Source organism: Streptomyces sp. NPDC012827 (genome assembly GCF_042900905.1).
Taxonomy (GTDB): Bacteria; Actinomycetota; Actinomycetes; order Streptomycetales; family Streptomycetaceae; genus Streptomyces; species Streptomyces gulbargensis.
Genome location: NZ_JBIBBY010000012.1, coordinates 107,950 through 119,640, shown reverse-complemented (window position 1 = coordinate 119,640; position 11,691 = coordinate 107,950). Strand labels below are relative to the sequence as shown.

Sequence of the window (11,691 nt, the reverse complement as noted above, 5' to 3'; positions counted from 1 at the left end):
GTCAAAAAACGGAAAAAGGAAAGGGGAGGGAGCGTCGCCGGAGCGGTGAGAAGCAGGCTTCCGGGCCGCCGCCGGCCGGGCCGTCAGGACGCCGGACAGGTGTCGCGTCGCAGATCCTCCAGGGTCGCGGGCGTGCCGGGCAGTTCGGAGCGGGCCGGCGCCTCCAGGCCGTCGAGGAACAGCAGGAGATGGCGGCGTACGAAGGGGGCGAAGGCGTCACCGGCGGTGCCCGGCAGCGGCCGGGCGAGCTGCGACACGGCCACCATCAGGTCGCCGACGCCGACGTCGGCGCGGAGCCGGCCGGCCCGCTGGGCGCGCAGGACCAGCTCCGCGACGGCCTCCTCCACCCGCTCGCGCTCCACGACCAGGTCCGGGTGCTCCTTGTCGAAGGCGCCGTCGAGCATCGGGCACAGGGCGCCGACCCGCTCGTCGGCGGCGGCGAGGGTGAAGCGGCGGACGGCCTCGAAGGGGTCGGCCTCCTCCGCCATCGCCCGTTCGGCGATCCCGGCGACCCGCCCCATCAGGGAGAGGACGACCTCGTGGACGAGGTCGGCCCGCTCGGGGAAGTTCCGGTAGAGGGTGGCGTTCCCGACGCCGGCGCGGCGCGCGATCTCGTCGTACGGCACCTGGGGGCCGAACTCCACGAACATCTCGCGGGCCGCCGTCACCAGCCGCTCACGGTTGCGGAGGGCGTCGGCACGGGGCTTCGGCACGCGCCGGGCGGGCGCGGCACCCTGCTCGGGGCACACGCGCCCGGGACGTACGGATTCGCCTCGTACGGACGCGGCGCGCGCGGCGCCGGCGCGTGCCGCGTCGGGGGTGCTGGTCACGCCACGACCTCCTCGGTCGGTCGACGGTCTTCGGGCATCGGACATCGGGCATCGGTCGGGACTCGCAAGTCTCACGCGTCCCGCCTGTCCCTCGGGTCTCCGGTGCGTCACACCGGGCTCACCCGTCACACAGGTCTCACACGTTCCGGCCAACCGGGGAAGGACTCCCCACTTCATCGGAACACCTTCCTAAACGGGGACGCGCTCCCCGGTTATTTCCGGGCCCTGTCGTGACCTGGGTCACATCCCGTCGGCTCCGCCGGGATACCCACGATCGGGCCACCCGGCGCGCGCCCCCGCACCGGTCGTTCCAGGCTGATCGCACGGCGCGATCTCCGCCCGCCCCCGACGGGACGGTCCGGGCAGGCCCGTGCCGCAGACCTGCCCGTACCGGAGAGGCGACCGTATGCAGCACACCCGCCGGCGGATACGCAGACCCGTCGCCCTGGCCGCGACCACGGCGCTCTCGCTCGCCCTGCTCGCCTCCGCGAGCAGCACGCTCCCCGGACCCGCCCCCGCCTCGGCCGGCCCCGTGGCCACCACGCCGGGCACCACCCAGCTCGGACCGTGCCGGATCACCACCACGATGGGCGTGCAGATGTCGGAGGGGATGCCGACCGCCCCCGGCTACGCCCGTTCCACGGGCCGCGTCAAAGCCCTCAACCTGATGATCGACTTCCCCGACGCGGTCGGGGAGGGCACGGCGATGAGCCGCTACCGGGAGTTCTTCCCGCAGACCTCCGACTGGTTCGCCACCAGCTCCTACGGGCGCCTCCACTACAAGCCCGAAGCCCCCATACCCGACTGGCTGCGCATGCCGCGGCCGTTCTCCTCGTACGGGATCGAGCGCGGCTCACCGTACGAACCGGGCTACCGCTCCCTCGTCGAGGACATCGTGAAGGCCGCCGACCCGAAGGTCGACTTCAGCGCCTACGACCTGGTCAACGTCCTCGTCACCCCGAACGCCGGGCCCTCCGCCCTCGACACCGTCCTGTCCGTGACCTTCTCCGGCAACGACGAGGCCCCCTACGCGGACGGCGTCCCCCTCGCCAACACGTCCTTCGTCTACAGCCGCCAGGACGACGGCTCCGGCAGCTTCGCCGAGACCGGCTACCGGGTCCTGCCCCACGAGAACGGGCACGTCTTCGGCCTGCCGGACCTCTACACCGCCGACGGCGGCGGGACCGTCGGCCACTGGGACATCATGTCCGAGGACTGGGGGGCCAACAACGACCTCCTCGGCTGGCACAAGTGGAAGCTCGGCTGGCTCGACAACGACCAGGTGAGCTGCGCCTCGGCCACCGGCACCAGCGAGCACCTGCTCACCCCGCTGGCCCACGCCGGCGGCCCCAAGCTGGCCTTCGTGCCGCTCTCCGACACCTCCGGCTACGCCGTCGAGGTCCGCACCGAGGACGGCAACGACGAGGCCGTCTGCGACGAGGGCGTGCTCATCTACCGGGTGGAGTCCGACGTCGACACCGGCCACGGCCCGGTGACCGTCTCCGACAGCGAGCGGGCCAGCGGCGGCTGCACGCGCCGCCCCAACGTGCACGCGGAACTCTCGGACGCGCCCTACCGCCCCGGCGAGACCTTCACCGACCGCGTGAACGGCATCCGCATCGGCGTCGTGGACGAGGACGGGGCCGGCACCTACCGGGTGCGCATCACCCGGCCCTGAGCCCCCCGCGCCCGCCGAGCCGCCGGCCTCAGCCGTCCCCGGCCGTGAAGCACGCGCGGAGCTCCCGCTTGAGGAGCTTGCCCGTCGGGTTCCTCGGCAGCTCCTCCGTCCGCACGAGGATCCGGGCCGGCACCTTGAAGGCGGCGAGCCGCGCCGCCACGTGCGCCCGGAGCGCCTCGGCGTCCACCTCCGCCTCCCGGCCGGGCCGGAGCCGTACGACGGCGGCGACCTCCTCCCCGAGCACGGGATGCGGCAGGCCGAGCACGGCCGCGTCGGCCACCCCCGGGTGCTCCTGGAGGACGCGCTCCACCTCGACGCAGTACACGTTCTCGCCGCCGCGGATGACCATGTCGGTCAGCCGGTCCACGATCGTGACCCGCCCGCCCTCGTCGATCCGGGCCAGGTCCCCGGTCCTGAACCAGCCGTCGTCGGTGAAGGCGGCCCGGGTGGCCTCGTCGTCGCCCCAGTAGCCGCGGATCAGCGACTGGCCGCGCAGCCGGAGTTCGCCCACGCCGCCGGCGTCGGGCGCCTCGATCCGCACCTCGGTCACGGGGGACGGGCGGCCGGCGCTGCCGGGGTGCGCGCGGTACTCGGCGCCCACGTGGGACAGCACGCCGCCGCAGGTCTCGGTCAGCCCGTAACCGTTGCGGGGCTCGATCCGCTCCCCGTACCGCTCGGTCAGACCGGCCACGATCCCGGGCGGGGCGGGCGCCCCGCCGGTGCTCAGCAGCGTCAGGCTGTCCAGGCCGTCGCCCGCGCGCCGGGCCTCCTCCAGGAGCTGGAGGGCGGTGGTCGGCACGCCCGCGTAGTGGGTCACCCGGTGCTCCCGGATCAGCTCCAGGGCCCGGCCGGCGTCCCACTTCCGCATCATGACGAGCGTGCCGCCGGCCGCCATCACGGCGTAGAAGGAGGTGAACGCGGCCACGTGGAAGAAGGGGAACGTCGTCAGGGACACCGGCGCGGGGCCCGTCCCCGGCACCTCGCCGCGCGCCAGGGCGGCCGCCGCCGCGAAGTAGCGCGGGTTCACGGCCGCGCCCGCCTGCGCGAGGTGGGTGGCCACGGCGCCCTTGGGCCGCCCCGTGGTCCCGGACGTGTAGACGATGGTCGCGTCCTGCTCCGGCGTCACCTCCACGTCGGGCGGTCCCAGGTGGGGATCGGTGTCGGGGGCGTACGCCGTGAAGCCCTCCTCCGCCTCCTCCGAGCCGTCCCCGTGGAACACGATCCCGGGCACCGCGTGCCGCCGGGCCCAGGCCAGGACGCGCGGGAGCCGCTCGCCGTCGACCAGCAGGACGCGCGGCGCGCAGTCGTCGAGCGCGTAGGCGAACTCGTCCTCGGTCCACCAGGCGTTGAGGGGAACGGCGACGAGCCCGGCGAGCTGGGCCGCCCAGAAGGCGACCTGCCACTCGGGGTGGTTGCGCAGGGCGACGACGGCCCGGTCGCCGGGGCGGAGCCCGTACTCCCCGACGAGCCGGCGGGCGAGGCCGCAGGCGGCGTCGAAGAACTCCCGGTACGTCATGCGGGCGTCCTCGGACACCAGGAAGACCCGGTCCCCGTAGGCCCAGACGGCCTCCACGAACTCGCGCAGGGTGCGGGGCCCGGAGGCGTACACCCCGTCGCGTACGGCGAAGGGGGCACCGTCGGCGGTCAGCCGGGCGGCCCACGGGGCGGGGGCGGCGGCCCGGGGGCCCGTACCGGCCCCGCCCGCCGACGGCTCCGTACCGGCTCCGCGCACCGGTTCCGTACCGGCCTCAGCCTTCACGTGGCCCCTCCTAAGCGCTCGCTCAGCCCGCTGGTGACGCTATGCCGCCCTCCCTCGGGGGTCAACCCCGCCCCGTTAGACTCGGCGGAGGCCAGGGGCCGTGACACCGCCGTTCCGCCCCCGCCGTACGAGGCCGAGGCTCTGGGTTTCCCCTCCTCCCCCTCTCTCCCTCCGCCGTCCCGCTCCCCGACAGGTGTCCGTTCCTTTGCCCTCCCCCGCCACCGTGTCCCCCGCCGCGCGCCCGCGCCGGCTCAAGCCCGACTGGATCTCCGACCCGAAGGTGTGGCGCACCGAGATCCTCGCCGGCCTGGTCGTCGCCCTCGCGCTGATCCCCGAGGCCATCTCGTTCTCGATCATCGCGGGCGTGGACCCGGCGCTCGGCCTCTTCGCCTCGTTCACCATGGCCGTGACCCTCTCGGTCGTCGGCGGCCGGCGGGCGATGATCTCCGCGGCGACCGGGGCCGTCGCCCTCGTCATCGCACCCCTCAACCGCGAGCACGGCCTCGGCCACCTGATCGCGGCGGTGATCCTCGGCGGGGTCTTCCAGATCGTGCTCGGCGCGCTGGGGGTGGCCCGGCTTATGCGGTTCATCCCGCGCTCGGTGATGGTCGGCTTCGTCAACTCCCTCGCGATCCTGGTCTTCATGGCGCAGATCCCCGAGATGCGGAACGTGCCGTGGCCCGTCTATCCGCTGATCGCGGCCGGGCTGCTCCTCCTCGTGTTCTTCCCGAGGATCACCACCGCCGTGCCGGCCCCACTCGTCTCGATCGCCGCCCTGACCGCGTTCACCGTGGGCGCCGGGATCGCCGTCCCGACGGTCGGCGACAAGGGCGCCCTGCCCTCGGCCCTGCCCGTGCCGGGCCTGCCCGACGTGCCGTTCACCCTGGACACCCTGACGACCATCGCCCCCTACGCCTTCGCGATGGCGCTGGTCGGCCTCATGGAATCCCTCATGACCGCGAAGCTGGTGGACGACATCACCGGCACGCCCTCCGACAAGACCCGCGAATCCATCGGCCAGGGCATCGGGAACATCGTCACCGGGTTCTGCGGCGGCATCGGCGGCTGCGCGGTGATCGGCCAGACGATGATCAACGTGAAGGTCTCCGGCGCCCGCACCCGCCTCTCCACCTTCCTCTCCGGCGCGTTCCTGATGGTGCTGTGCGTCGTCTTCGGCCCGGTGGTCTCCAAGATCCCCATGGCCGCGCTCGTCGCCGTCATGATCATGGTGTCGATCGCGGCCTTCGACTGGCACTCCGTCGCCCCGAAGACTCTCCGCCGCATGCCCGCCGGCGAACTCACCGTCATGGCCGTCACGGTCGTGGCCGTGGTCGCCACCCACAACCTCGCCGTCGGCGTCGTCACCGGATCGATCACCGCCATGGTCGTCTTCGCCAAGCGGGTCGCCCACCTCGCCGAGGTGGCGGCCGTCCCCGACGCCGACGGCCGGCGCGTCGTCTACCGGGTCACGGGGGAGCTGTTCTTCGCCTCCTCCAACGACCTCGTCGAACAGTTCGACTACGCGGGCGACCCGGACCGGGTCGTCATCGACCTCTCCGCCGCCCACATCTGGGACGCCTCCTCCGTCGCCGCCCTCGACGCGATCGAGAACAAGTACGCCCAGCGCGGCAAGACCGTCGAGATCACCGGCCTCAACGCCCCCAGCGCCGACCTCCACCGCCGCCTCACCGGCGAACTCGGCAGCCCCTGACCGGGCAAGCCCGGGCCGCCCCGCCCGCCGCCGCCCCAGGGGCCGGGGCCGGCCGGGAGACGGCAGCGGTGCGCGGGCGGAGGCGGTTCAGGCGCCGCCGTACAGCAGGTCCGGGCCGATGTCCGTGACCCGCGCGCAGCCCGCCAGGCCCATGGCCGTCGACAGCTGCGTACGGTACGAGTCGAGCAGCGCGGTCACGCCCGCGGCGCCGCCCAGGGCCAGGGACCACACGACCGGGCGGCCGAGGAGCACCGCCCGCGCGCCCAGGGCTAGGGCCACCAGGACGTCGGTGCCGGTGCGCACCCCGCCGTCGACGAGCACCGGGACCTCGTCGCCGACCGCCGCCACGACCGCGGGCAGGGCGTCCGCCGGGGCCACGGCCCGGTCCAGTTGCCGGCCGCCGTGGTTGGAGACGATCACGCCGGCCGCGCCCGCCGCCACGCACGCCCGCGCGTCGTCGGCCCGCAGCACGCCCTTGACCAGCACCGGCAGGCCGCCCGACATGCGGTGCAGCCGCCCGATGGCGTCGAGGCCGAGCGACGGGTCCTGCTCCCAGCCCGGCAGCCGCGTCCCCACGCCCACCGCGCGGCACAGCTCGTCGTCCTCGGGCAGCGGCAGCGGCAGCCCGGACGTGGCCCTCGGCGGTACGTAGGGGGCGTCCACCGTCAGGACCAGGGCGCGGGCCCCGGCCGCCACGGCCCGCTCCACCTGGCGGCGGGTGATCTCCGCGTCCCGCAGCCAGTACACCTGGTACCACCAGGGCCCGGCCGCCGCGGCGACCTCCTCGGGGTGGCGGGTCGCGCGGGAGGAGAGCACCAGCAGCGAACCGGCCGCGGCGACCCCCGCCGCCGTGGCCGTCTCGCCCTCGTCGTGCGCCATGCGGTGGAAGGCCGTCGGGCCCGCGAGGACCGGTGAGGCCAGGCGGGTGCCGAGGAGTTCCGTACCGGTGTCCACGGACGAGACGTCGCGCAGCACGCGCGGCAGCAGCCGCCGGTTCCGCCAGGCGTCCGCCGCCTCCCCCGCGCTGATCTCCTCGTCGGCCCCGGCGGCGTAGAACTCGTAGGCGGCGGCCGGCAGCACGGGCCGCGCCCGCGCGGCCAGGTCGCGCGACGCACGGATGCCCGCCCCGGCGGCAGCGGCAGGTGTGCCGGGGGTGCCGGGGGCCTCCGGTGCGGGCGCCGGCTCGGGTGCGGGCGCCGCTCCGGTCGTGGCCGCCGTCTGCGGGGCGGGCGCCGTCTCGGACGCGGTCATCTCAGACCCAGTCCCGCGCGCCGCCGGCCGCGTCGTCGCCGGACACCGTGACCGCGAACTCCAGCCCCGCCACGGCCTCCCGCGCCCGGGCCACGGCCTCGGCGGCGTCCGCGCCGCGCGCCCGGACGAAAGCCGCCCGCGACTCGGAGCTGTCCAGGTCACCGAGCACGTCACCGGCGCCGAGCAGGGCCTCGGCGGCCACCACGCCCGGCCGGGCCGCGGCCTCCTCCAGGCCGTCGATCCGCGCCAGCGTGCCGCGCGCCCTGGGCACCGCGAACCAGATCGCCTCCGGGCTGCGGTCCACCGACGGGTCCTCCAGCGTCTTGCGGATGTCCGCGAGCACCGGGAGGCCCAGCGTCTGCCGCACCACACAGTCCACCAGGTCGACGCCGGTGACGTCGTGCACCAGGTACGGGATCTCGTCGCCCGCGAGCCGGACGTGGGTCTCGATGACGCGCGGCCCGTCCTGCGTCAGGACCACCTCGGTGTGGGTCACGCCGTAGGTGATGTCGAGCGCGTCCAGGAGCCGTCGCACGTAGGCGTGCACGGCGTCGGTCTGCTCGGCGGAGAGGCCGGCCGGCACGACGTGGCCCAGCTCGACGAAGCCCACCGGGTCGGAGAACTTCCGCGTCACGGCGAGGATCTCGTGCTCCCCGTCCTCGGAGAAGGCCTCCACGCTGAACTGCGGCCCCTCGTGGAAGCGTTCCACCAGCACGCCCGCGTCCGGGATGACCTCGAAGTCACGCGCCGCCCGCGCGAAGGCGGCCTCGGCCTCCTCGGCGGACCGCACCACGGAGACGCCGAAACTGCCGGCCCCCTGCACCGGCTTCACCACGCACGGCGTGCCGTGCTCGGCCAGGAACGCCCGCAGCTCCGCCACGTCCGCGACCCGCCCGCCCGGGGTGTCGTCCACACCGAGCTCCGCGAGCCGCCGCCGCATCGCGTCCTTGTCGTGCACCCAGGCGATCGTCCGGGGCGAGTGGCACGGCAGGCCCAGTGCCGCGGCGACGGCCGCCGCCCGGTCCTGGTCCCGCTCGCCGAAGGTGCCCACGCGGGTGAAGGGATGCCGCTCGTGCACGGCGGCGGCCAGCGCGATCCACTCCTCGTCGGGCGCCTCGCTGCGCAGGGCCAGGACCCGGTCGTGCTGCCCCGGCTTGCGGATCTTGGGCACGAAGTCCATCCGGCACAGGATGGTCGTGGCGACGTCCGGGCCGCCCACCTCCCGGATCAGGCCGGGGATCTCGCGGCCGCCGCCGACGATGAGCACGTGTTCGGTCATGGGGTCACCTCGCTGGAAGAACGGGAAGCAGGGGAAGAGGCGGGGGCGGGATCCGTCTTCGGGGGCGCCGGTGCGGTGCGCGGCGCGCCGGTCGCGCGGACCACCACGGCGGCCAGGGCGTACACGACGGCGAGCACGGCCCAGCCGGCCGTCCCCATCGGCAGCAGCACGCCCGTCATGAGCACCGGGCCGACGATCTGCTGGCCCGTCATGCCCAGGCTGAAGGCCGCCAGGTAGCGGGCCCGCGCGGGAGGCGGCGAGAGCTCGTACGACAGGTTCCACACCGCGACCGAGTGCAGGTTCTCGCCCACCGTCAGGAGCACCACGGCGAGGACGGCACAGGCAGCCGCCGGCCACACCGGTACGTGCTCGGCGCCGGCGAACACGGCGCAGGAGACGAGCAGCGGGACGAGCGCCACCGGCACCAGCCGCAGCGCGCCCGCCGTGGTCTCCGCGAACCGGGCCACGTACACCTGGAGCAGCACGGTCAGCACGGTGTTCACCGCGAGCAGCACCGAGACCGACGAGGAGGGCGCGTCGGTGGCCGTGATGAGCCAGAGCGGCAGCAGGATGAACAGCACCGAGTCGTGCAGCGAGAGCACGCCGTTGGAGACGGTGAACAGCATGAACCGCAGGTCCCGGAAGGGGCTGCGGACGGCAGCCGGTTCCCGCTCGGCCGGCGCGGGGGCCGGGGACGCCGGCGGGGGCCCCGCCCCGGCACCGTCCGCGGCGGGCGCCGGAGCGGCGGCGGCCGACCGGCGGCGCAGCTGCTCCACCACGGCGGCGATCACCCAGAAGGTCAGCGCGTTGCCCAGGAACAGCGCCACGAAGGCCGCCTGCTCCTCGATCGCGAGCACCGCGCCCGCCAGCAGGAAGCCCGCCGTCAGACCGATGTTGCGGACCGACCGGATGGACGCCATGGTCCGGGTCTGGTTCTCACCGCCCTCGACGATGCCCACGACCACCTGCTGGAGCGGCGAGCAGCCCCGGTCGAGCGCGGTGAGCACGCAGGTCAGCACGGCGTACGGCCAGAAGCTGTCGACCAGCGCGAACCCGGCGTACCCGAGTCCGCGCACCGCCAGCAGCCCCACGTACACCTTGACCGGCCCCACCCGGTCGGCCAGCCGGCCGAGCGGCACCGGGCTGAGCAGCCCGGCCGCGGCGGCCACCGACAGCACGACGCCGACCTGGGCGGCGGGCAGGCCGACGACCGTGACGAAGTAGAGGGTGGAGGCGGCCAGGAACATGCCCGAGCCGACCGAGTCCACCGCCGCGCCCGCCGCCAGCCGGCGGCCGGCCGGCGTCTTCGGCAGGATGGCCAGCAGCAGGCGCGCGGCCCGCCCCGCCACTCCCGTCCGGCCGTTCGGCTCCCCGCTCATGCGGCCCTCCCGCTCCGCGCGTTCACGCGCCGCTCCGCCCCGCGGAGCCGGTGATCCAGTCCACGAGTTCCGCGGTCCGCCGCACGTGCACGGCGGTGGCCGCCTCCGGGGGCGGCTGGCGCAGGTGGTTCCAGGTGTGCCGGCGGGCCGCGTTGACGCGGGTCTCCGCCTCCTCGGGGCCGGCCGCCAGCAGGGCGGCGGCCAGCGCGAGCCGGCCGATCCGGTCGACCAGCACCCAGCCGCCGGCGGCCGTGCACGCCGGGTCGGCGCCGACCCACTCCTCGCGCGTGGCGCCCAGACCGGAGAGCGCCGCGTCCGCGATCTCCCAGGCGGCGGCCGCCCGCCCCGGAGGACACGGCCCCAGCGCCGTCCGCAGCCCCGCGCACACCGCGTCGTACACCTCGGCCGATGCCAGCGCGGTGACGAGCGCGGCGACGTGGCGCTGCGCGACGACGACGGCAGCCGCCTCGGCGGGTACGGCTCCGCCGGCCGCGCCACCCGACGCCGGCACGGCTCCGGCCGGCAGCAGGTCCGCCGCGGCCGGGCCCGTCAGGGCGAGGACACGGGTGGTGTCCGCCTCCACGGCCCACAGCGCGCACCCGCGCAGTACCGTCGCCGCCGGGTCCCGGTCCGCCGGGGCGGCCGTCTCGCGGGCCGCCCAGGCGCGGGCGGCCGCCAGGTCGATCAGCCGGTCGCACAGCTCCTCGTCCAGGGCGGCCCGCCAGGCCGGATCCGGGACGCCGGCCGTCGCCGTGACCGGCGCGCCCAGGACGCTCCGCAGCCGGAGCGCGGCGGACTCAAGGCGTACGACGGCGGCGCGCACCGCACCGGCGTCCGCCCCGGGGAGGAGCGACGCGGCGGCGCCGTGCGGTTCCGTCCGGTTCACACGCGCTCCAGCCAGCGGGCGTACCCGTCGTGCCGGCCGCCGACGACGTCCCGGAACAGCTCGCGCAGCTGCTTGGTCACCGGGCCGGCGCCGCCCGCGCCCAGCGGACGCTCGTCGACCGAGGCGACGGGCACGATCTCGGCGGCTGTGCCGGTCAGGAACGCCTCGTCCGCGATGTAGACCTCGCTGCGCGGGATGCTCCGCTCCGTCACCTCCAGTCCCAGGTCGCGGGCCATGGTGATGACGCTGTCGCGCGTGATGCCGGGCAGGATGCCGTCACTGACCGGCGGGGTGAACAGGGCGCCGTCGCGCACCACGAACAGGTTGGCGGCCGACGCCTCCGCGATGTGCCCGGTCGCCGTCAGCATCAGCGCGTCGTCGTAACCGGCGCGCTGCGCGCCCACCTTGGCCAGCGCGCTGTTGACGTAGGCGCCCGTGGCCTTGGCGAGCGGCGGCACCGTCTGGTGCGAGTTGCGCTGCCAGTTGCTGACGATCAGACGGCAGCCCTCCGTCTCGGCCCGGTCGCCCAGGTACGAGCCCCACGGCCACACCGCGATCGACATCCGCACCGCGTCCAGCTGCGGCGCGACGCCCATCTCGCCGTAGCCGAGGTACGCGATGGGGCGGATGTAGCAGGACTCGTGGCCGTTGATCCGGACCAGCTCGAGCACCGCCCGGACCAGCTCCTCGTCGGTCCACGGCAGTTCCATCAGGTACACGCGCGCCGAGTCCCGCAGCCGGGCCACGTGCTCGCGCAGCCGGAACACCGCCGGGCCCGTGTCCGTGGCGTACGCCCGGATGCCCTCGTAGACGCCCCAGCCGTAGTGCAGGCTCGGAGTGAGCACGTGCACCTTCGCGTCGTCCCAGGGGACCAGCTCGCCGTCCATCCAGATGAACGGGGTCGGGGTCAGTGGCATG

9 protein-coding genes are annotated in these 11,691 nt (G+C 75.0%); 2 read left to right on the top strand and 7 right to left on the bottom strand.

The window, feature by feature from the left end:
- Positions 1–83: 83 nt before the first annotated feature.
- The gene (locus ACFY60_RS25290; protein ID WP_388616569.1) at positions 84–830 is read right to left on the bottom strand and encodes a TetR/AcrR family transcriptional regulator; all 747 of its coding nucleotides are present in this window, start codon (positions 828–830) and stop codon (positions 84–86) included.
- Between the two features lie 406 nt (positions 831–1,236).
- Between ACFY60_RS25290 and ACFY60_RS25285 the strand changes: the two genes are divergently transcribed.
- Positions 1,237–2,508, top strand: a complete 1,272-nt coding sequence (locus tag ACFY60_RS25285) for a M6 family metalloprotease domain-containing protein (protein ID WP_388616572.1) — start codon at positions 1,237–1,239, stop codon at positions 2,506–2,508.
- Between the two features lie 28 nt (positions 2,509–2,536).
- On the opposite strand, the gene ACFY60_RS25280 is transcribed toward ACFY60_RS25285, so the two are convergent.
- Positions 2,537–4,267, bottom strand: coding sequence for a class I adenylate-forming enzyme family protein (locus ACFY60_RS25280; protein ID WP_388616575.1), 1,731 nt, complete (start codon positions 4,265–4,267; stop codon positions 2,537–2,539).
- Positions 4,268–4,490: 223 nt separating this feature from the next.
- On the opposite strand from ACFY60_RS25280, the gene ACFY60_RS25275 reads away from it, so the two are divergent.
- Complete coding sequence (locus ACFY60_RS25275) at positions 4,491–5,978, top strand: SulP family inorganic anion transporter (RefSeq protein ID WP_388616820.1); 1,488 nt, start codon at positions 4,491–4,493, stop codon at positions 5,976–5,978.
- 87 nt (positions 5,979–6,065) lie between these two features.
- On the opposite strand, the gene ACFY60_RS25270 is transcribed toward ACFY60_RS25275, so the two are convergent.
- The 5 genes from ACFY60_RS25270 to ACFY60_RS25250 are packed head-to-tail and all read right to left on the bottom strand — an operon-like array spanning position 6,066 to position 11,690.
- On the bottom strand, positions 6,066–7,229 hold the full coding sequence (locus tag ACFY60_RS25270) for an alpha-hydroxy acid oxidase (RefSeq protein WP_388616578.1): 1,164 nt from the start codon (positions 7,227–7,229) through the stop codon (positions 6,066–6,068).
- A 1-nt stretch (position 7,230) separates the two neighbouring features.
- Complete coding sequence (locus ACFY60_RS25265) at positions 7,231–8,508, bottom strand: ATP-grasp domain-containing protein (protein ID WP_388616581.1); 1,278 nt, start codon at positions 8,506–8,508, stop codon at positions 7,231–7,233.
- On the bottom strand, positions 8,505–9,887 hold the full coding sequence (locus ACFY60_RS25260; protein WP_388616584.1) for an MFS transporter: 1,383 nt from the start codon (positions 9,885–9,887) through the stop codon (positions 8,505–8,507). The genes ACFY60_RS25265 and ACFY60_RS25260 overlap by 4 nt, the downstream gene beginning before the upstream one ends.
- A 22-nt stretch (positions 9,888–9,909) precedes the next feature.
- Positions 9,910–10,773, bottom strand: coding sequence for a hypothetical protein (locus ACFY60_RS25255; protein WP_388616587.1), 864 nt, complete (start codon positions 10,771–10,773; stop codon positions 9,910–9,912).
- On the bottom strand, positions 10,770–11,690 hold the full coding sequence (locus ACFY60_RS25250) for a branched-chain amino acid transaminase (protein WP_388616590.1): 921 nt from the start codon (positions 11,688–11,690) through the stop codon (positions 10,770–10,772). Before ACFY60_RS25250 ends, ACFY60_RS25255 begins: the two co-directional genes overlap by 4 nt.
- Position 11,691: the final 1 nt, after the last annotated feature.